Raw genomic sequence first — 20,519 nt, 5'->3', positions numbered from 1 at the left:
AATTCAAACCTTTGGAAGGTTGGTCTCAGCTTTCCTTGGGCGTCAACACCTGGCGACCGCGATACATGCCGGTCTTCAGGTCGATATGGTGCGGACGGCGCATTTCGCCGGAATTCTTGTCCTCGACATAGGTCGGGGCCTTGAGGGCGTCGGCCGAGCGGCGCATGCCGCGCTTGGACGGAGAGGTTTTACGTTTCGGAACGGCCATGGATATGCTCCACTACATGGTCAAAAGCCCCGCCCGCCCTCGTGAAAGGGCCATGTCGGGGCCTAAATCTGAGAAAGTCGGGTGCCTATACACGCCCTGTACCGTTTTGGCCAGCACTGGCGCGAATTTTTTTGGATCGGCTAGCGGAGACAACCGACATAGGCGCCCGAGCGGCCGGCTCGCCGCTCGATCAGATTGGCAAGCCGCCTCAGGCCAGGCCCGGGCTTGGCCGGATTGCGGGCGATCGGATTTGGCAAAGAGACCGCAAGCAGGGCGGCCTGCCGTCGCGACAGCTGTTTTGCCGAGACGCCGAAATGGTGCTGTGCCGCGGCCTCGATGCCGTAGATGCCCGGCCCCCACTCGGCGATGTTGAGATAGATTTCCATGATGCGCCGTTTCGACATCACCGCATCGAAATAGACGGCCAGCGGCAATTCGACCACCTTGCGCACCGAGCCCAGCGGCCGCGACCAGAGATACAGGTTCTTGACCGTCTGCATGGTGATGGTCGAGGCGCCGCGCGTCGCTTCGCCGGCCAGCGCATCGTCGACGACGCCTCTCAGCTCGCCGAGATCGACGCCACGATGAAAGCAGAACTGCCCGTCCTCCGACATGATGACGGAATTGGCCAGCACCGGCGACACGTCATCGATCGACACCCAGCGGCGGTCGTAACCGGAGAAGGTCGCCAGGTCCTTCAGCATCAGCGTCGAGACAGGATGCACGAAGAACGGCAGGTACAGAAACGTCAGCACGACCGGAATCAAAGCCAGCACCGCGGCCACGACGATGCCGCGCCGGACCCAGCGCTTGAGACCACGGCGGTTTACGCCCCGCGATCTCGTCGCCATGTCCAGCTTTTCGGTTTCATGATCGACGATCGGTTCCGCCAAGCCGCCCAACCCGTGCCAGAGAGCTCGTTTTGAAACGCGCTCCTGTGAGTCATGTGACGGTGTTTTCGAGAACCGGAGCGGAGCGTACATTAGAGTACGCAAGCACCGGAAGCGCAGAAAACGCCCTCAGATGACCGCAGGAGTAGAGTTTCCGAACGGGCTCATACTGCTCCGGCATAATGGCGCTTGCCTTCTTGCGCAACGTCTGAGTGTCGGCTACCGGTCCCGGCCATGACGAATGACGACCAAATGGCGTTCGAAATGGCGCTGATCAGGCGGGCAGCCGCCGTCGAGGTGCTGCTGCGGCGACTGCTCGACGACCGCGCGCTTTCGGGCGAGATCGCCCGGCCGGACCGGCTGATGGCGGCGATGCGCCATGGCGTGCTGAACGGCGGCAAGCGCCTGCGGCCCTTCCTGGTCATGGAAAGTGCCGCCCTTTTTTCCGCCGACGGCGAGGCGGCACTGCGTGTCGCCGCCGCACTTGAATGCGTGCATTGCTATTCGCTGATCCACGACGATCTGCCCGCCATGGACGACGACGACCTGCGTCGCGGCCAGCCGACCGTGCACAAGGCCTTCGACGAGGCAACCGCGATCCTGGCCGGCGACGCCCTGCTGACGCTGGCCTTCGACATCATTGCCGGCGAGTCGACTGCGCTGCCGGCGGAGCGGCGGGCAGCCCTGGTGCTGGCGCTTGCCCGCGCCGCCGGAGCAGGCGGCATGGTCGGCGGCCAGAAGCTCGATCTCGAAGCCGAACAGACGCCGCCGGACGAGGCCGGCATCATCCGGCTGCAGGCGATGAAGACCGGCGCGCTGATCCGTTTCGCCTGCGAGGCAGGCGCCCTCATCGCCGGCGCCCCGGCCGATGACCGCGAGCGGCTGGCCGAATTCGGCTCGGCGATCGGTCTTGCCTTCCAGCTTGCCGACGACCTGCTCGATTTGACCGCCGACGCCAGCCAGATGGGCAAGGCGACCGGCAAGGACGCCGCCGCCGGCAAGGCGACGCTGGTGGCCTTGCATGGTGCGAATTGGGCACGTGGCCAGCTTCACGGCCTCGTCCAACAGGCGCATGCGCTGCTTGAGCCCTATGGTGACGATGCCCAGTTGCTGAAAGAAGCGGCGACATTCGTGGCGGCGCGTAACAGCTAAGGTTGGTGCCAGCCGGAACATCGAGCTGATTGCACGCACGTCCCCGCCGGCCGGTTCTGAAATAGAACTTGAGCGGAAGCCTGCCGAGGCAGAGGATTGACATCCGCACGGCAAGCACGCGGTGCGGATAAGAGTTGGAGGATGCCATGTCGACCACCGACAAGCTGTTCAGCGGTTCCATTCCCGAGATCTACGACCGGGCGATGGTGCCGCTGATCTTCGAGCCATATGCGCGGGATCTGGCGGAGCGGGTGTCGAAGCTCGGGCCGCAATCGGTGCTCGAAGTGGCGGCGGGCACCGGTGTGGTGACACGTGCGCTCGCAGCAAAGCTGCCGGCGCAAGCGCGCATCGTGGTCACCGACCTCAACCAGCCCATGCTCGACCACGCACGCACGCGGATGGTGGACGATCCTCGCATCACCTGGCAGCAGGCCGATGCTCAGGCGCTGCCCTTCGAGGACGCACAGTTCGACGCCGTGGCCTGCCAGTTTGGCGCGATGTTCTTCCCCGATCGGGTGGGCGCCTACGGGCAAGTTCGGCGCGTGATGCGGCTGGGCGGACACTTCCTGTTCAACGTCTGGGGTGCCATCGAAGAGAACGAGTTTGCCGATGAGGTGACGCGTGCGCTCGGCCATTTTTTCCCGGCCGATCCGCCTCGCTTCATGGCAAGGACACCGCATGGCTATCACGATGCGGACGTCATCCGCGCCGACCTGCATGCCGCCGGCTTCCGTAACATCACCATAGAGCCGCTGGATGCCGTCAGCGCCGCTTCCTCGCCATATGAGGCGGCCACGGCCTATTGCCAGGGCACGCCCCTGCGGGCCGAGATCGAGGCGCGCGGTGGCTCGCTGGAGGAGGTGACGCGATACGTGGCGAATGCCCTTGGGAAACGGTTCGGGGAAGGCCCGGTAAGTGGCCGCATCCGCGCCCTCGTCGTGGAAGCGGCCTAGGCGCGCTGTCCATCCGGCGGCTCGCACGGCTCGCCTGCCCGCACGAACGAAATTTTAATGTAAATGAAGCGTAATCCCGGCCATTAAAATGGTGCGTATGTGTTGGGGTTGCGCATGCCTGAATATTCGTCCTTCATCCGGTCGGTCCGGATCCGCTATATTTCAGGGTTGCTGATCTTCGCGCTGGCTTCCGCCGGCATCGTGATTGCACTTGATCGCGTCAATTCCTTTCGCCGCGACATCGATGCGCTGAGCAGCAATCTCGTCATCTTCACCCGAGACCTGCGCAACGCGACCAACTTTGCCGAGACGACCGGCACCGCCTGGCGGGCGGAGACACGCGATGCCCTGACCACATCGGCGCGCGGCCATTCGGAGCGCCTGACCGGCGAGATCGAGACGCTGACCGCCCAGCTTGCGGCGATCAAGCCGCGGCTGTCGATCAAGACCGTCGACGAACTCCAATCCGCTTCAGTTAACGGCGATCTGTTCTGGTCGCCGCGCGACATGGTGCGCAATTTCAACCTGATGTCGGTGGCGCAGAAGGTCGATGAGTGGAGCTATCGCGAAATCCGCAACCAGAATGACCTGTTCGCCCAACCCATGCTGGTTCGCGTCCGCACCGCCATGGATGATGAGCGCCATCTGGCCGATGCCTCCAGCGACAGGCTGTTGTTGTGGGCCAGCGGCATCCTGTTCGCGGCCCTTGCCATCGTCGCCTTCTGGATCTTCCGCCCGATGGAAGTGGCGATCCGCCGCGCCTTTGCCGAATCCGCCGAATCCCTGTTCAAGGCCGAGGCCGCCGACCGCGCCAAATCGGAATTCCTGGCCAATATGAGCCACGAAATCCGCACGCCGATGAACGGTGTGCTCGGTATGGCCGAACTGCTGGCCAAGACCGATCTGACCCCACGCCAAAAGACCTTCACCGACGTTATCGTGAAGTCCGGCAACGCGCTGCTCACCATCATCAACGACATCCTCGATTTCTCCAAGATCAATGCTGGCCAGCTCACCCTCGACCCTGCTCCCTTCCGCCTTTCCGAGGCGGTCGAGGACGTGGCGACGCTGGTCTCGGCTCGCGTCGCCGAAAAGAACCTCGAACTGATCGTGCGCGTCGATCCGCGCCTGCCGGCCCATGTCGTCGGCGACGCCGGCCGGTTCCGGCAGATCATCACCAACCTGCTCGGCAACGCAGTGAAGTTCACCGAGAAGGGTCACGTGCTGATCGACGTCGGCGGCGAGATCGTCAACGACGTGGTCCAGCTCAAGATCCGCGTCGAGGACACCGGCATCGGCATACCGGCCGAGAAACTGCAGAACGTGTTCGAAAAATTTGCGCAGGTCGACGGCTCGTCCACCCGCCGTCATGAAGGCACGGGGCTGGGGCTCGCCATTGCCGCCCGCCTCGTCGACCTGATGGCAGGCAAGATCGGCGTCGAGAGCGAGATCGGCCGCGGCTCGGTGTTCTGGTTCGCGGTGCCGCTGCCCGCGCATCAGGCCGCGGCGCGAGACGAGATCGTGCCGGTCGACGTTACCGGCGCGCGCGTGCTGGTCATCGATGACAATCCGGTCAACCGCGAAATCCTGCTCGAGCAGCTCAGAAGCTGGAGCTTCGACTGTGCCGCCGCCGAAAGCGGCGCCGTCGGCCTGGCCTTCCTCGATCGCGCCTTTCAGTTGGGCGCCGCCGTCGACTGCATCATCCTCGACTACCAGATGCCCGGCATGAACGGCGCCGACGTCGCCAGGGCAATTGCTTCCGACAGCCGGCTGTCCTCCATCCCGGTGGTGTTGCTGACCTCGGTCGACCAGGTCGATTTCGGCAAGATGATCATCGACTTCGGCATTGCCGCGCATCTGACCAAGCCGGCGCGCTCCGCGGTCCTGCTCGGCACCGTTATCTCGGTCGTGCAGAAGGCCCGTTCGCAGGTCGGCAAGGCGCAGTTTGTCCGCGAACCGATCGTCCAGGCTCCCCCGGCAGCGCCGCCCGCCTTTACCGTCATCCGCGGCCCGGCGCTGCCAGTCGCGGCAGCACCGGAATCGACAACCACGCCGAACGGACCGATCGACATCCTGATTGCCGAGGACAACGACGTGAACCAGCTGGTCTTCGGCCAGATCCTCAATGGCTTGGGCTTGAGCTACCGCATCGCCGGCAACGGCCGCACGGCGGTCGAGATGTACCGGGCGCTGCGCCCCAAGCTGATCCTGATGGACGTCTCGATGCCGGAGATGAATGGCTACGAAGCGACCCGCGCGATCCGGGCCATGGAGACCTCGACGGGCACCCACATTCCGATCATCGGCGTCACCGCGCATGCGCTGAAGGGCGATCGCGACAAGTGCATCGAATCGGGCATGGACGACTATCTGCCGAAGCCCGTTTCGCCCGACCGACTGGGCACCAAGATCGGCACCTGGCTCAGCGAGACCGTGGTGGCCAAGACGGCGTAAAAGCCGGCCCTATTGGTCAGGCCGGATCAGCGCAACCGGCCGATCGGGATGATTTCCGGCGAGGTCACACCATAAGGTGTGCCCTGCCAGTCACCCAGCCACTGCTCGACCAACAGGCCAGTCTCGTCCAGCATCCCCGCAAGATCTTCCTTCTTGGGGAACGCGATCTTGGATTCGGCGCCCAGAACAGGTCTACCGCCCGGAATGTCATAGAAGGTCGAGTAGGTGACGATGCCGGTAGCGGCATCGTGTTCGGCATCATACCAGGCTTTGACCGTGCCGAGGCCGGGATGCGTAACTGCCCGTTCGGAGCGCTGCGGTGTCCATTCCAGCCATTCCTCCTCGGCGGGATTTCGTGTGTCGAAAATGAAGAGCCCGCCGGGAGCGAGATGCTCGGCGATGGTGCCCAGCACCGCCATCTGATCCTCGCCTGTCAGGAAAACCTGGAACGCATGCCCGGTGAGCAGGACCAGGTCGAAACGCCGCCCGAGCCGAACAGTTCGCGCGTCGGCCTCGACCCAGTCGACCCTGTCGCCGCCGGCCCTGCGCCGCGCCACGTCGAGCATCGCCGATGCCGGATCAACGCCAGTGACATTATGCCCCTCGGCAAGTTCGGCAGCCAGTTGGCCAGTGCCACAGCCGAGATCGAGGACCGAGCCGCGATTTACGGCAAGACCGATACAGTAATCAAAATCGGCACGGCCGCTTTGATTCTCGATATCATAGAACTGGACGAAGTCGGGATCGCTGTAGATAGGGTCGGTCATAGTCGCTGCCCATACTCCAAATTTCCAGCTGCAGCCCATCAATGCATCAGGCGGCTGCGTCGAGGCGATAGCGGCGCATCCAGTCGAGGCTCGTGTCGTCGGAGAGCTTTGCAACGCCGGGCCTCACGTCATCGGCATTCGGCGCTTGAACGCCCAAGACTTCGCAGATGCCTAGCAATGTCGCCGCCGGATTGCTCGAAAGGCGCTCGTAGCCAACCCGAAGCGGGGTTATGCCTTGCTCAGCGAACCAGATGTTCCATGCCGCATCATAGGTCTCGAGTACCTCGACCTCACGCCTGATCCGCTCGAAATCATATTGGGGCTCTTTCGGCGGTGCGACCCTTTCGATCTCGGTGCCGTCGGGAGCGATATGCCAAAGACCGGTCTGCTCTGCCTTGATCAGGGAGACAGCCTGCGCAAGCTTGTCTTCCCGCGAGAGGTGTATGTAGAGAACATTGCCGAATGCTCTTTCGAACCGTGCTCTGTCGGATGGCAGTTTTGGGAAAATCCGGTCGAGGATCGCCGAAAGCTCATCCAGATTTTCGCGCATCAAGCGGAGGCCGAAGAGGCCGGTCCCACCCTTGCCGGCGGCGATCGCGGCATCGAGATACGCGGCATCGAATTCGAGCTCGCTCATCGCGGCGCGATCGGGCAACTTCCACTCTTCGGCCCACTCCACCACGTCCTGGCGCCGATAGAATGAGTGCGGATCACCGGCCGTCTTCGTGGACGCCAGAAGCTTGCACAGCAAAGTGCTCCCCGTCCTCGGCGTACCGCAGATAATGTATCCATCGAACATGTTGTGCCCACGCGGCTTGTCAAAGGCAGGGGCTGTCGCTCCTGGTAACATGGCCGCCGCCATAGCTGAAATCCTTGCTGGATGCGACGCCACGGCTGTCGCTTTTTAAATGCCTCTCTCAGACAAAATACCCTGCCGGCAGGGGTCAAATTACCGGTTGCGCACCACCACGCATGCCCCACCGATGCTTTGCAATTTCTGGCAGATGACGTTTGCATCGGCGCGGTGGTCGACACCGATCCTGACCGCATAGATACCCCGCCGGCCGATCGGCGTGCGCACCCGGCTGACCACTGGATCGTGCCCATTGAGCAGGGCCGGGAACCGGCTCCTTACCCTGAGCCACTGGTTGATCGCGGCACTGCGGCGGAAATTGCCGGCCACCTGGATGCCCCACGGCTTTACGTTGATCGAGGCCATCGCCACGGTCCGCGACATGATCACCGGCAGTTTTCGGCAAGCGACGGCAAAATCCGCCTTAGCGTCGAGCGGTTCGACCCTTCCGGCATAGGCTCGGTCGGTGAACTTGTCGGCTGGTTCGCCCATGATGTCGAAGACATAGCTTTCGGTTTCCATCGGCAGGAAACCGCCGGAACTGAGCCAGCGCGACACCCGGCTCTCGCCGGCATTGTAGGCGGCGGCCGCCAGGCCGAGATTGCCGTAGCCGGTTTTCATTTCGGCGAGATATTTCGCCGAAGCCGGGATCGCCTGATTGATGTCGAAGGAATTGGCAAGCCCGCGCATCTTGGCGGTTCCCGGCATGAACTGGGCAATGCCTTCGGCGCCGACGGGACTGACGGCGTTGGGATCGAAACGGCTCTCCTTCCAGATCAGCCGGGCGAAGAAATCCCTGGGCAAACCATTCTGGTCGGCATGCGCCTGGATCAGGTTGCAGACCTTGTCGATAAGCCGTTGCTTGGCGGATTGCGGCGGATCGGCCTGAGCCAGTGTCGACCAGACTAGCCCACACAGCAGGACCAGCGTCGCCCACAGGAAACGCCGCATTTGACCTACTCTGCCGCGGCCTTGCCGCCGCGACCGAACCGCTGTTCGATATAGTCGGCGACCATTTTCTCGAAATCCGCCGCGATCGACGGTCCGCGCAGCGTCGCCGCCTTCTTGCCGTCGACGAAGACAGGCGCCGTCGGCGTCTCGCCGGTGCCGGGCAGCGAAATGCCGATATCGGCATGCTTGGACTCGCCCGGGCCGTTGACGATGCAACCCATCACCGCGACCTTGAGGTTCTCGACGCCGGGATATTTGTCGCGCCACACCGGCATGTTCTTCCTGAGATCTGCCTGGATGTTCTGAGCGAGCTCCTGGAACACGGTCGAGGTCGTGCGGCCGCAGCCGGGACACGCGGCGACGATCGGCACGAACTGCCTGAACCCCATCGTCTGCAGCAATTCCTGCGAAACCTGCACCTCGCGCGTGCGGTCGCCATTCGGCTCCGGCGTCAGCGAGATGCGGATGGTGTCGCCGATGCCTTGCTGCAGCAGGATGCCCATGGCGGCCGACGAAGCGACGATGCCTTTCGAGCCCATGCCGGCTTCGGTCAGGCCGAGATGCAGCGCATGGTTGGAGCGGGTGGCGAGCTCGGCATAGACGGCAATCAGGTCCTGCACGCCGCTGACCTTGGCCGACAGGATGATTTTCTCGCGGCCAAGGCCGATCTCTTCCGCCATCTCGGCCGAGAGAATGGCCGACTGCACGATCGCCTCGCGCATCACCTCTTGCGCCGTCAGCGGAAAACCCTTGTCCTGGTTGTCGTCCATCAGCCGGGTCAAAAGCTCCTGGTCGAGCGAGCCCCAGTTGACACCGATGCGCACCGGCTTGTCATGCCTGATCGCCATCTCGACGATGTCGGCGAACTGCCGGTCCTTCTTGTCCTTGAAGCCGACATTGCCGGGGTTGATCCGATATTTGGCCAGCGCCTCGGCGCAGGCCGGGTGATCGGCCAAGAGCTTGTGGCCGATATAGTGGAAGTCGCCGACCAGCGGCACGTTGATGCCAAGCCGCTGAAGCCGCTCATGAATGCGCGGTACGGCGGCGGCACTCTCGTCGCGATCGACGGTGATGCGCACGATCTCGGAGCCGGCCCGGTGCAGTGCTGCGACCTGCGCGACGGTCTGGTCGATATCGGCCGTGTCGGTGTTGGTCATCGATTGGACGACAACGGGCGCGCCGCCGCCGACGACCACGCCGCCCACATCGACGCCGACCGAGGTGCGGCGGGGGAAAGGAGAGGAAAAATATCCGGTCATGCCGGCAGCCTTTTGTCTCTGGAGCATCTTGTGTCCTGCATGGGCGCACAACGACGCCCCGGGCCGATGCGCTGAGGTCCGGGCATGAGGTGGAGGAGCAAAGATGGCTTGTCAATGGCGACAGGTCGCCACTGGCCGGAATCGGCACGCCGCCAACGACCAAAAACAATCGAGGATCTGGCGAAACGGGCGACGGCCGAAGCGGATATTAAGCCGGTGCAAGTCCAGCTTCGGCTGACAGACCGGTGCTGGGAAATCAAACCCCTCCACGCCGGCGGCGGGGAGCCGCCGGGAAAAGAGGCCGCGGATACCGGGCGGCTATGTCAGGAGGGCATCAATGCGTGGTCGGTTTTCCTCTTAGTTTTTCAATCTCGTCCTTGAGTGCCAGCTTGCGTCGCTTAAGATTCACGATTTCGAGGTCGTCGACCGATGGATGATTCATCGCGTCATCGATTTCACGTTCGATGTCGCCGTGTTTCCGCTGCAACTCATCAAGATGGGATGCAAGAGACATGATTGGTTCTCCCTTTCATGGTTTTCCTCGATTGCAACCGTCACGGCGCGTCCACCGCAGGTTCGCTTCTGTGACGGCACGGTGACAGTGTGTCACCTTCCGCGGGCGATGTCGAATGATCCGTGGTAGCATTCCACGACACTGTGAAATGTGATATGGGCTGCACGCCGGTGACAAAACACCCGGCCCCGCCCAATCAGGCCCAGCTTTGGGCGCCGCAGACGTGCAGACGGTAGAGAATGTCCGATCAGGAACAGGCCGATATTCGCCTCGAATTTTCCCGCCTGAAGCAGGAACACGCCGATTTCGATGCAGCCATCAACGCGATGATCGCCATGGCCTGCGATCCGCTGCAGATCCAGCGCATGAAGAAGAAGAAGCTGTTCCTCAAGGACCGGCTGATGGCGCTGGAAGACAAGATCATTCCCGACATCATTGCTTGAACGATGTGAAGTGCTGACGCTGATCGAGCGCCAGGCAGCGGCGATCTGCATCTCCCTGCGCGGTCGTGTGACGGTGCCTTTGGCCGGTCAATCGTTGGGCTCTTTTTCGCCGGTGCACTAGCCGCGACGGCGCGTCCTGCCGGGCGATCTCGCACATGGAGCACCTCGAACTCGACGGCTTCGTCGCACGCTCTCGGTCAGTGATCCCACCGTTCTGACGGATTGTCCGGCGACGCCGCTGGGAAACCTGCGCCTTCGCGCGGCTCAGCCCCGGCCGTCGACACAGATCACCGCCCGCCCCTCAAAACAATAACTTTACAAATATTTGTATTTATGTGAAGTCATGACGATTGAAGGATCGACCATGACAGCCACTCGTTTCGCCACGCGCCTAAATTCCTTTGCCTCGCGGCCGCAGGCCGAATGGCCTGATCTTACCGGCAAGCCGTCGCTGCTGCAGATGGCGGCGCGCGCCGCCAAGGTCGGCGGGCTTACCGATCTCGACCTCAACTTTCCCGACCATGTCACTGAAAAGCCTGCGGAAATCGCCCTCAAACTGAGCGATCTCGGGCTTTCTATCAATGGCTTTGCCATGCGCTACTACTCCAACCCCGCCTTCAAGCTCGGCGCCTTCACCAATCCGGATCCGGCGGTGCGCCGCGAGGCCATCGACCTGACCAAAGCCGGCATCGATGCCGTGCGTGAGGCCGGCGCCAGCCTGATGACGCTGTGGCTCGGCCAGGATGGCTTCGACTACGCCTTCCAGGCCGACTATGTGACGCTTTGGCAACACGAAATCGAGGGGATTCGTGAAGTAGCCGCGCATGATCCCGACTGTCAGATCAGCCTTGAGTACAAACCGAACGAACCACGCTCCTACAGCCTGATGCCGGATGCGGCGACGACCTTGCTGGCGATCCGCGATGTCGGCCTGCCCAATCTGGGCGTCACCCTCGATTTCGCCCATGTGCTCTATGCTGACGAACAGCCGGCCTTTGCCGCGGCCCTGGTGGCGCGCCACAGCAAGCTGCTCGGCGTGCATCTGAACGACGGCTACGCCAAGCGCGACGACGGCCTGATGGTCGGCGCGGTGCACACGCTGCAGACCATCGAGCTGCTCAGGCAGATTCGCCGCGACGGTTACGCCGGCGCCATCTATTTCGACACGTTCCCCGACATGACCGGGCTCGATCCGGTGCGCGAGTGCGAAGTCAACATCGCCACCGTCAAGCGCATGCTGCGCGTCGTCGACCGGCTGGAGCAGGACAATCGCCTGTCCGCCGCCATGGACAGCCAGGATGCGGTGACGTCGCAGGCCATCATCCAGGAAATCATGCTCGGGCCGGATAGCTGAGGCATCCGCACCATTATCGTTTTCAACAAGGGAGGAATACAATGAAACTTCTGCTTGCCACTGCTACCGCCGCACTGATGGCGCTGTCGATCGGCTCTGCCTTTTCGGCCGACCTCGCGCCGCTCAATTCCGACACGGAAAAGGACCGCATCGACTGGTCGCAGGTCGAGGCCAAATTCGGCGCGTTCCCCAAGCTGCCCGAAGGCACCAAGGCAGGCGCCGTCTCCAAGACGCTGACCAATGAATACTGGCGCTCGCTGGGCGAGGGCTACACGGCATTCGGCGCCAAGGTCGGCGTTCCCGTCGTCTATCAGGCAGCGCAAAGCGAGGGCGACCAGCTCGGCCAGCTCACCATTGCCGAAGGCCTGGTGACCCAGGGCTACAACGTGCTGCTCGTCTCGCCGCAAACGGATGCCAATCTGCAGCCGATCATGGAGCAAGCCAAGGCCGCCAACGTGCCGGTGGTCAACGTCAATGACGCCGTCATCCCGCAGGCCGAACATTATGTCGGCAATGTCCAGCGCGACAATGGCGTGCGCGTCGCCAAATGGTTCATCAAGAACCGTCCGGATGGCGGCAAGGTCGCCATCGTCGAAGGCCAGGCTGGCGTCTATGCCGCCGTGCAGCGCACCGACGGCTTCAAGTCGACCATCACCGAGGCAGGCAAGTTCGAGGTCGTCGCCAGCGTTCCCGGCAACTGGGACCGCCAGACCTCCTATGATGCGGCCACCAACATCCTGCAGCAGCACCCCGACCTGATCGGCTTTTATGCCAACAATGACGGCATGGCGCTCGGCATCGTCGAGGCAGTCAAGGCCGCCGGCCTGCAGGACAAGGTTGCGGTCTTCGGCACCGACGGCATTTCCGACGCCTATGCCTCCATACGGGCCGGCGAACTGACCGGCACGGTCGACAGTTTCCCGGTGCTGACCGGCGAAGTGGCGTTGGAAACTGCTCTGCGTCTCGTCGCGGGACAGAAGCTGCCCCGCGTCGTCGCCACGCCCCAGGCACTGATCACCAAGGACAATGCCGACCGCTATTCCGGCGCCGGCGCGCGCAAGGCACTGCTCGAGGACGCGGCTGCGGGCCAGTAAGGCCAATCGGCGAGTGCCGGCCAGAGCAATTCGCTCCCGCCGGCACCGTTGCCCGGAGATAGAACCCAATGTCACCCCGGCTGCAATTCCAGGGCATTTCCAAGCTGTTTCCGGCCGTGCGGGCGCTTGACGGCGTGTCGTTCTCGGTAGGTGCCGGTGAAATCCACGGCCTGCTCGGGGAAAATGGCGCCGGCAAGTCGACGCTGCTGCGCATCCTGTCTGGCGTCCACACGCCGACAGCGGGAAGCGTCCTCATCGACGGCAAGCCGGTTACACTCGCCAACCCGGTCGCCGCACGCGCTGCGGGCGTCGCCATGATCCATCAGGAATTGCAGCAGGTACCACGCCTTAGCGTCGCCCAGAACATGTTCTTAGGCCATCCGCTGACGCGCGGCGCCATCTTCGTCGCTCGGCGCGAACAGGAGCGCCGTGCTGCGGAGGCTCTTGCGGCCATCGATCCCTCCATCGATCCGGCTGCACCCCTCGGTACCCTGAAGGTGGCGCAGCGGCAGATTGTCGAGATCGCCCGCGCGCTGCTCGATCGCGCCCGCATCGTTGCCATGGACGAGCCGACATCGAGCCTGACGCCGAGCGAATTCGAACGGCTGGCGCAAGTCATCACCGGCCTCGCCCGCGACGGCGTCGCCGTCGTCTATGTCTCGCACAAGCTGGACGAGGTGTTCGGCATCTGCCGGCGCGCCACCATCATGCGCGATGGCGTCGTCGTCGATTCCGTCGATCTGAACGACCTGTCGGAGAAAGCGGTCGTGGCGATGATGGTCGGCCGCGAACTGGCGCAGGAGCAGCATAATTCCCATGCCACGAACAAGGTCATGCTGAGCGCGCGTGGCCTCTCCTCGGCGACGAAGGTGCGCAACGTGTCGTTCGATCTGCATCGCGGCGAGGTGCTGGGCATTGCCGGCCTGGTCGGTTCCGGCCGCACTGAACTGCTGCGGCTCTTGGCCGGCGCCGATCGCGCCACGGCCGGGACGATTGCAATCGACGGCAAGGCGGCACGGTTCTTCAGCCCGCGTGACGCGATTGCCGCCGGCGTCGGACTGGTGCCGGAGGAGCGCAAACGCGAAGGCATCGTGCCGCTGCGCTCGATCACCAGCAATATGGCGCTGGCCTCGATGGCCGTGTTCGCGCCGCGCGGCCTCATCGATCACGCCAGGTTGAAACAGGTGGCGGCCGAGAAGATGAGCCGCGTCAATCTGCGCCCATTCCTGCTCGACCGGCCGATCCGCCTGTTCAGCGGCGGCAACCAGCAGAAGGCGATCATCGGCCGCTGGCTGGCGGCGGGAACACGCATCCTCTTGTTCGACGAGCCGACGCGCGGCATCGATGTCGGCGCCAAGGCGGAGATCTATCATCTGATCGAGGAACTCGCCGCCGAGGGCCATGCGGTGGTCGTCGTCTCCTCCGAACTGCCCGAGGTGATCCGGCTTGCCGACCGCGTGTTGGTCATGCGCGACGGCACCATCGCCGCCGAACTCGATAGGGCAAATCTCTCAGAACAGGCGATCGCGGCGCACGCCATCCCGCAAACGCAAACGCCGGCCGCACAGCCGGCAAGGCAGTAGGTGACGGATATGTCGGATGCCACTCTGGTGCGGTCCCAGGCCGAATTCCTGCGCGGTGTTTCCATGCGCGACGCCGGCACGCTGATCGGGCTTGTCGTGATCCTGGCCGTGTTCGGCGCGCTGGTGCCCGGCTTTTTCGCCGAGCGCAACCTGATCAACATCCTGCAGCAGTCGAGCATCAATGCCTGTCTGGCGCTGGGCATGACGCTGGTCATCATCTCCGGCGGCATCGACCTGTCGGTCGGGCCGACGGCAGCACTCTCGGCCGTCATCTCGGCCTCTATGATGGTCGCCGGCGTGCCGTTTCCGCTGGCCATCGCCGCCGGCTTCGCCATTGGTCTTGCCTGCGGCCTCGTCAACGGCGTGCTCGTCGCCCATGTTGGGCTGCAGCCCTTCATCGTCACGTTGGGAACGCTCAGCACCTATCGGGCACTGGCGCTGATCTACACCGGCGGCAATCCGGTCCTCGGCCTGCCCCCAGGCTTTCGCGCCGTCTTCAACGGTTCGCTGTTCGGACTGCCTCTGGCGGTCGTCATCGTCGCCTGCGTGGCTGTCGTCGCCTGGGTCGTTTTGAAGAAGACGCCCTTCGGCGAATATCTGCTCGCCGTCGGCGGCAACGAGGAGGCGGCCTACATCGCCGGCGTGCCGATTGCCCGCACCAAGATCGCCGCCTACATGATCTCAGGCCTGCTGGCGGCGCTTGCCGCGCAGATCCTGATCGGCCGGTTGGGCGCCGCCGAACCCATCCTCGGCAATCTCTGGGAGCTCGACGCCATCGCGGCTGCCGCCATCGGCGGCGCCTCGCTGATGGGCGGCAAGGGCAGCGTCGTCGGCACCATCCTGGGCGCCGTCATCCTCGGCGCCATGCGCAATGGTTTGACGCTGATGAACGTCCAGTCCTTCTATCAGCTTCTGGCAACTGGTCTTATAATCCTCGCCGCGATGCTTATCGATCGCGTGACGAGGGGGCGTGGATGACCTTGAGCGGGCTGGACCTGAAAGCGGTAGGACCGCGCATCCGCATGATGATGCCGCATCTCACTCCGCTGGAGGCGAAGGTGGTGGAAACCGTCTTCGGCCGGCGCGGCTTCGACGAGAGCATTCCGCTGAAGCAGATCGCCGAGGAATCCGGCGTGTCCGAGGCGATGGTGGTCAAGATCGCCAAGAAGCTCGGCTTTTCCGGCTATCGCGACTTCCGCACCGCCGTCTATGAGTACAGTCGCCTGCCGACCGCCGAGATGCACCAGGAACTGTCATCCGACGACAGTTCGGCCGAGATCGTGCAAAAAGTGTTCCGCACCTCCATCCAGGCGCTGGAGGAGACGCTGGCGATCCTCGACATCGAGGATTTCGACCGCGCCGCCGAGCTGCTCTTCCGTGCCAAGAACCGGGATTTCTATGGCGTCGGCGGCTCGGCGCAGATCGCGCGCGACGTTTCGCACAAATTCCTGCGCATCGGCATCCGCGCATCCGTCTACGACGATTCGCACATGATGCTGATGTCGGCCTCGCTGCTCGGCGGCGACGACATCGCCGTCGGCTTCTCGCATTCGGGCAACACGTCGGCCGTTATCGACGCCATTCAGTTGGCCCGCAAGAACGGTGCCCGCACGCTGGCCATCACCAATTACGACAACTCGCCCCTGGCCGCCGTCGCCGATATCGTTCTGTGCTCGACCGCGCAGGGTTCGCCGCTGATGGGCGAGAACGCAGCGGCCCGCATTGCCCAGCTCAACATTCTCGACGCGTTGTTCGTCGCGGTGGCGCAGCGCGACTATCAGGCGGCGGAGCGAAATCTCGGCCGCACTATGTCGGCGGTGACATCGAAACGAAAAGACCGGGGCTCATGACGACAACGCCGCTGGTGACCGTGTTCGGCAGCCTGCATTACGACATTATGGTCGACGCGCCCGACCGCCCGCGCAAGGGCGAGACGGTGACCGGCCATGCCTGGCACCCCAAATGCGGTGGCAAGGGCGGCAACCAGGCCGTCTCGGCGGCGCGAGCCGGTGTGTATGCGGCGATGATCGGCGCCGTCGGCGACGATGATTTCGGGCGGGCGTTGCTGGCCAATCTCGATCGCGCCAAGGTCGACCGCCGCTTCGTGCGGGTGGCCGCTGGCGCCGGCTCCGGCATGAGCGTGGCGATCTTCGACCAAGGCGGCGACTATGGCGCGGTGATCGTCTCGGGCAGCAATCTGGCACTGGGCCATGCCGACAGTGCCTCTGCTTCCGATGTGGTGGGACAGACGGCGGTGCTCCTGCTGCAGAACGAAGTGCCGGAAGCCGCCAACATTGCCGCCGCACGCGCAGTCAAGGCACGGGGCGGCCGCGTCGTGCTCAACGCGGCCCCCGCGCGCAAACTCTCCGAGGAGTTGATCGCCCTGGTCGACATATTGGTGGTCAACGCCATCGAGGCGGAATTCCTGGCTGGCACGGCAGTGGTCGAGACACTCGACGGGGCCGCGCAAGCCGCACGGCTATTGGCCGATCTCTATCCCGTGGCGATCGTCACGGCGGGCGGCGAAGGCGTCGCCTGTTGCGACCGGAGCGGCGAGGCCTTTGCGCTGTCCGCCATCCCGGTCAAGGTCGCCAGCACGCATGGCGCCGGCGATGAATTCGTTGGCGCGCTGGCCGCGGGACTTGCCCGTGGGCAGACCATGCGGGCGGCCATCACCGCCGCCAACGCGGCTTCGGCCTTGCTGGTCTCGACGCCAGAGGCCGAGCGCGACGGCATCTGACCGGCTGGTTTCCGTCTTGCCAGACCGCAGCAGCGGCCGCCTATCCTTGCGGCCTCGCGCGAATTCCGCTAAGGCGCGCCTTTGTCGCCGGGGAACACGGACTTGGACGATCAACGCGCCGACGTCGCCATCATCATGGGCAGCCAGTCCGACTGGGCGACGATGCGCCATGCCGCCGAAACGCTGGAAGCACTTGGCATCCCGCACAAGCGGCTCATCATCTCCGCGCATCGTACACCGGACCGGCTCTATGATTTCGCCAAGGGCGCCAAGGCGGCCGGTTACCAGGTGATCATCGCCGGCGCCGGCGGTGCAGCACACCTGCCCGGCATGACGGCGGCGATGACGCCATTGCCGGTGTTCGGCGTGCCGGTGGAATCGAAAGCGCTTTCCGGGCAGGATTCGCTGCTGTCCATCGTCCAGATGCCAGCCGGCATTCCCGTTGGAACGCTGGCCATAGGCAAGGCTGGGGCCGCCAACGCAGCCCTTTTGGCCGCCGCCGTGCTGGCCCTGAACGATGACAGCCTTGCCGTCCGTCTGGATGCCTGGCGCGCCGCGCAGACTGCCAAGGTCGCGGCTGAACCGACGGATACGCCGTGAGCCTGCCCGCCGGATCGACCATCGGTATCATTGGCGGCGGCCAGCTCGGCCGCATGCTGGCTGTTGCTGCCGCCCGTCTCGGCTACCGCACCGTGGTGCTGGAGCCGCAAGCGGATTGCCCGGCCGCACAGGTCGCCAACCGGCAGATAACAGCCGCCTATGACGACCCGGCCGCCCTTGCCGACCTGGCAGCGTCAAGTTCCGTCATCACCTACGAGTTCGAGAACGTCCCGGTCGCAGCGGCCAGCGCGCTGGCGGCCAAGGTTCCGGTCTATCCGCCGGCGCGTGCGTTGGAAGTGGCGCAGGACCGGGTGGACGAAAAAACATTCCTCAACGGCATCGGCATTGCCACCGCCGATTTCCACACCGTCGACAATGATGACGAGCTGGCGGCGGCGCTGAAAGCATTCGACGGCAGCGGCATCCTGAAGACCCGGCGCATGGGATATGACGGCAAGGGCCAGCGCGTCTTCCGCAACATGGAAGCCGGCGGTTTTGCCGGCACATGCGAGGCGATGGGCAATGTGCCGCTGATTCTGGAGTCCTTCGTGCCGTTCGAGCGCGAGATATCGGTGATCGCGGCGCGTGGGCTGGACGGTGCGGTTGTCGCCTACGATCCAGCCGAGAATATCCATCGCAACGGCATTCTCCACACATCGACCTTGCCGGCCGCCATTATGCCGGAGACGGCGCAAGCAGCCCGAACGGCCGCATCGAAGATCCTTGCGGCGCTCGACTATGTCGGTGTCATCGGCGTCGAGTTCTTCGTGCTGGCCGATGGCTCGCTGCTGGCCAACGAGATCGCGCCGCGCGTGCACAATTCCGGCCATTGGACGGAAGCCGCCTGTGTCGTTTCGCAGTTCGAGCAGCATATCCGCGCCATCGCCGGCCTGCCGCTCGGCGGCCCGGACCGCCATTCCGACTGCGTGATGGAAAACCTGATCGGCGACGATGTGCTGCGCGTCCCGGAGCTTCTCGCCGAGCCCGATCTGATGCTGCATCTCTACGGCAAGACCGAAGCGCGGCCCGGCCGCAAGATGGGTCATTTCACTCGGATCAGACGTCGCGCCTCATAAGGTTGCCTACTGCGCGTCGTCGCTCTCGTCCTGCCCTGTATTGGCGCAACTCCCATCGCCTTCCTCGCAATTGGCCGCGGCAGCGAGCTGCTTGACGCGGTCATTGGTCAATCTGGGTCAGGCATTGCGAAACTTCCATCGAATGGATCGATCCGCCTTCGCTGGCGGCGGTGGAATGCGCGCACTCGGCATCGCGAAAAGTGATCCAGGCGCGTTGCGCCACCTGCAGCAATCTCTTGCCGTTGGCATCGTCCGAGCTGGTGAGGTTCTGATAGGCCGTGTTGAGCCTGGCGTCGGCCGCCTGGTAATCCTCGCCGGCACAGATGTTCATCATTTGCTGGCTGTCGTCGCTGCGGTCGCATTCCTGCGCGCGCGCAACCGAAGCTGCCGCCAGCAGGACAAGGCAGGCGGCCAGGAACATCCGGCGCATAGTCGTCTCCAAATCATTTCACGGCGACCGCATCATCCCAGCCGGCCCAGGGCCGCGCAATGCCGCAAGGCAGACATGGCGGATAATTGATGACAGGGATGATTCACAGCCGCTATGGAGCACGCTTGCGGTTGACAGGGACAAGGCTCCTCGTTTATGAGCCACCCACAGTTCAAAGGCGCGTCTTCTGGCGCGCCTTAAAATTTCGACCCAACCGGGTCCACACCGACAGGCAAGACCATGAAGATCAAGAATTCGCTCAAGGCGCTGAAGGCGCGTCACCGCGACAACCAGCTGGTTCGCCGCAAGGGCCGCATCTACATCATCAACAAGACCGCCCCGCGCTACAAGGCACGTCAGGGCTGAGTTTTCGGGCAGGAGGCTGTCGCCTCCGCCCATTTGATGCTTGTCGCCGTCTGCCGGCCTTTTCACGCCAAATTCAGTTTGACGTTCTCTCGCCCGGGACTAGAGTCCGGCGATGCGGATTCCTTTTGCATTTTTGACATCTCTGCTTGTTTCCGGCGTCATTTATGGCCCGGCATGGGCGGATGGTGCTGTCGCGCCGCCGTCCACTCAGGATGCGCCGCCCGCCCCAACGACGAAACAAGCCCGCCTCGATCAGCTGTTCAGCGACTTGAAACGCGAACGCAACGAAAAGGCGGCGGAGCGCATCGCCGGCAACATCTGGAGCGAGTGGTCGCAATCCGGCAGCGCCTCGATCGACCTGATGATGCAATGGTCGCAAAAAGCCGTCGAGGGCCAGAAGTTCGACGTCGCGCTCGATTTCCTCGACCAGGTGGTGACTTTGCAGCCTACTTATGCCGAGGGCTGGAACCGGCGCGCCACCGTCCATTTCATGATGAAGAACTACGGCAAGTCGATGTCCGACATCGACCATACGCTGCAGCTCGAGCCGCGCCATTTCGGTGCGCTGTCCGGCCTGGCGCAGATCATGGCGTTGACCGGCCACAAGCAATCGGCGCTCGAGGCCTGGCAAAAGGTGCTGGCCATCTATCCGATGATGCGCAGCGCCCAGGACCAGGTCGGCACGATTTCGGAGGAACTTGCCGGTGAAGGCATTTGATTGCTCTAGGGGAGTAAGGGAATAGGGCAGTAAGACAGTAGGGGCAGATCGCACCTGCGGAACACACACCCTACTCCCCTACTCCCCTACTCCCCTACTCCCCTACTCCCCTAC

At 63.7% G+C, this 20,519-nt stretch carries 21 protein-coding genes and 1 pseudogene; 14 read left to right on the top strand and 8 right to left on the bottom strand.

What is annotated here, in order from left to right:
- Nucleotides 1–25: 25 nt before the first annotated feature.
- Both rpmF and EN990_RS14940 read right to left on the bottom strand, forming a co-directional pair.
- Entirely contained in the window at nucleotides 26–208 is a 183-nt protein-coding gene (gene rpmF, locus EN990_RS14945; protein ID WP_008834724.1) for a 50S ribosomal protein L32, read from the bottom strand.
- Between the two features lie 140 nt (nucleotides 209–348).
- Complete coding sequence (locus EN990_RS14940; protein WP_013529225.1) at nucleotides 349–1,110, bottom strand: transglycosylase domain-containing protein; 762 nt, start codon at nucleotides 1,108–1,110, stop codon at nucleotides 349–351.
- 222 nt (nucleotides 1,111–1,332) lie between these two features.
- Between EN990_RS14940 and EN990_RS14935 the strand changes: the two genes are divergently transcribed.
- From EN990_RS14935 to EN990_RS14925, 3 genes are all read left to right on the top strand, one after another.
- Nucleotides 1,333–2,250, top strand: a complete 918-nt coding sequence (locus EN990_RS14935) for a polyprenyl synthetase family protein (protein WP_024502973.1) — start codon at nucleotides 1,333–1,335, stop codon at nucleotides 2,248–2,250.
- 146 nt (nucleotides 2,251–2,396) lie between these two features.
- The gene (locus EN990_RS14930) at nucleotides 2,397–3,203 is read left to right on the top strand and encodes a methyltransferase domain-containing protein (RefSeq protein WP_013529223.1); all 807 of its coding nucleotides are present in this window, start codon (nucleotides 2,397–2,399) and stop codon (nucleotides 3,201–3,203) included.
- A 114-nt stretch (nucleotides 3,204–3,317) separates the two neighbouring features.
- The gene (locus EN990_RS14925; protein WP_127368894.1) at nucleotides 3,318–5,657 is read left to right on the top strand and encodes a response regulator; all 2,340 of its coding nucleotides are present in this window, start codon (nucleotides 3,318–3,320) and stop codon (nucleotides 5,655–5,657) included.
- A gap of 26 nt (nucleotides 5,658–5,683) precedes the next feature.
- Here EN990_RS14925 and EN990_RS14920 read toward each other — a convergent pair whose 3' ends face one another.
- The 5 genes from EN990_RS14920 to EN990_RS14900 all read right to left on the bottom strand — a co-directional run bounded on the left by EN990_RS14920 (nucleotide 5,684) and on the right by EN990_RS14900 (nucleotide 10,001).
- The gene (locus EN990_RS14920) at nucleotides 5,684–6,424 is read right to left on the bottom strand and encodes a class I SAM-dependent methyltransferase (protein WP_063173214.1); all 741 of its coding nucleotides are present in this window, start codon (nucleotides 6,422–6,424) and stop codon (nucleotides 5,684–5,686) included.
- A 46-nt stretch (nucleotides 6,425–6,470) separates the two neighbouring features.
- Nucleotides 6,471–7,286: a Stf0 family sulfotransferase gene (locus EN990_RS14915; protein ID WP_127368893.1), complete on the bottom strand. Its 816-nt coding sequence runs from the start codon at nucleotides 7,284–7,286 to the stop codon at nucleotides 6,471–6,473.
- An 87-nt stretch (nucleotides 7,287–7,373) separates the two neighbouring features.
- Nucleotides 7,374–8,228, bottom strand: a complete 855-nt coding sequence (locus EN990_RS14910; RefSeq protein ID WP_127368892.1) for a lytic transglycosylase domain-containing protein — start codon at nucleotides 8,226–8,228, stop codon at nucleotides 7,374–7,376.
- Between the two features lie 5 nt (nucleotides 8,229–8,233).
- Entirely contained in the window at nucleotides 8,234–9,487 is a 1,254-nt protein-coding gene (gene ispG / locus EN990_RS14905; protein WP_024502967.1) for a flavodoxin-dependent (E)-4-hydroxy-3-methylbut-2-enyl-diphosphate synthase, read from the bottom strand.
- 334 nt (nucleotides 9,488–9,821) lie between these two features.
- The gene (locus EN990_RS14900) at nucleotides 9,822–10,001 is read right to left on the bottom strand and encodes a YdcH family protein (RefSeq protein WP_013529217.1); all 180 of its coding nucleotides are present in this window, start codon (nucleotides 9,999–10,001) and stop codon (nucleotides 9,822–9,824) included.
- A gap of 239 nt (nucleotides 10,002–10,240) precedes the next feature.
- On the opposite strand from EN990_RS14900, the gene EN990_RS14895 reads away from it, so the two are divergent.
- The 9 genes from EN990_RS14895 (at nucleotide 10,241) to EN990_RS14855 (ending at nucleotide 18,891) form a co-directional block, all read left to right on the top strand.
- On the top strand, nucleotides 10,241–10,444 hold the full coding sequence (locus EN990_RS14895) for a DUF465 domain-containing protein (RefSeq protein ID WP_013529216.1): 204 nt from the start codon (nucleotides 10,241–10,243) through the stop codon (nucleotides 10,442–10,444).
- A 364-nt stretch (nucleotides 10,445–10,808) separates the two neighbouring features.
- Nucleotides 10,809–11,798: a TIM barrel protein gene (locus EN990_RS14890; protein ID WP_127369939.1), complete on the top strand. Its 990-nt coding sequence runs from the start codon at nucleotides 10,809–10,811 to the stop codon at nucleotides 11,796–11,798.
- A 41-nt stretch (nucleotides 11,799–11,839) separates the two neighbouring features.
- Nucleotides 11,840–12,892 (top strand): substrate-binding domain-containing protein, encoded by a 1,053-nt coding sequence (locus EN990_RS14885; RefSeq protein WP_024502965.1) that lies wholly within the window; start codon nucleotides 11,840–11,842, stop codon nucleotides 12,890–12,892.
- 68 nt (nucleotides 12,893–12,960) lie between these two features.
- The gene (locus tag EN990_RS14880; protein ID WP_027162481.1) at nucleotides 12,961–14,475 is read left to right on the top strand and encodes a sugar ABC transporter ATP-binding protein; all 1,515 of its coding nucleotides are present in this window, start codon (nucleotides 12,961–12,963) and stop codon (nucleotides 14,473–14,475) included.
- Nucleotides 14,476–14,484: 9 nt separating this feature from the next.
- Nucleotides 14,485–15,453, top strand: a complete 969-nt coding sequence (locus EN990_RS14875) for an ABC transporter permease (protein WP_032899090.1) — start codon at nucleotides 14,485–14,487, stop codon at nucleotides 15,451–15,453.
- Entirely contained in the window at nucleotides 15,450–16,325 is an 876-nt protein-coding gene (locus EN990_RS14870; protein ID WP_013529211.1) for a MurR/RpiR family transcriptional regulator, read from the top strand. Before EN990_RS14875 ends, EN990_RS14870 begins: the two co-directional genes overlap by 4 nt.
- Nucleotides 16,322–17,215: a ribokinase gene (locus EN990_RS14865; RefSeq protein ID WP_013529210.1), complete on the top strand. Its 894-nt coding sequence runs from the start codon at nucleotides 16,322–16,324 to the stop codon at nucleotides 17,213–17,215. The genes EN990_RS14870 and EN990_RS14865 overlap by 4 nt, the downstream gene beginning before the upstream one ends.
- A gap of 102 nt (nucleotides 17,216–17,317) precedes the next feature.
- Complete coding sequence (gene purE, locus EN990_RS14860; protein ID WP_063169171.1) at nucleotides 17,318–17,815, top strand: 5-(carboxyamino)imidazole ribonucleotide mutase; 498 nt, start codon at nucleotides 17,318–17,320, stop codon at nucleotides 17,813–17,815.
- On the top strand, nucleotides 17,812–18,891 hold the full coding sequence (locus EN990_RS14855) for a 5-(carboxyamino)imidazole ribonucleotide synthase (RefSeq protein WP_127370002.1): 1,080 nt from the start codon (nucleotides 17,812–17,814) through the stop codon (nucleotides 18,889–18,891). The genes purE and EN990_RS14855 overlap by 4 nt, the downstream gene beginning before the upstream one ends.
- Nucleotides 18,892–18,897: 6 nt before the next feature.
- Here the strand turns inward: EN990_RS14855 and EN990_RS14850 are convergent.
- A pseudogene (locus EN990_RS14850) lies at nucleotides 18,898–19,321 on the bottom strand (lysozyme inhibitor LprI family protein).
- A 240-nt stretch (nucleotides 19,322–19,561) separates the two neighbouring features.
- Between EN990_RS14850 and ykgO the strand changes: the two are divergent.
- Nucleotides 19,562–19,687, top strand: coding sequence for a type B 50S ribosomal protein L36 (gene ykgO, locus EN990_RS14845; RefSeq protein WP_006203764.1), 126 nt, complete (start codon nucleotides 19,562–19,564; stop codon nucleotides 19,685–19,687).
- Nucleotides 19,688–19,799: 112 nt separating this feature from the next.
- Nucleotides 19,800–20,405, top strand: coding sequence for a hypothetical protein (locus tag EN990_RS14840; RefSeq protein WP_063169173.1), 606 nt, complete (start codon nucleotides 19,800–19,802; stop codon nucleotides 20,403–20,405).
- The last annotated feature ends 114 nt before the right edge of the window (nucleotides 20,406–20,519 follow it).

This window comes from Mesorhizobium sp. M7A.F.Ca.US.005.03.1.1, from assembly GCF_003997975.1.
Taxonomy (GTDB): Bacteria; Pseudomonadota; Alphaproteobacteria; order Rhizobiales; family Rhizobiaceae; genus Mesorhizobium; species Mesorhizobium ciceri.
This window is presented reverse-complemented; position numbering and strand designations above follow the sequence as displayed.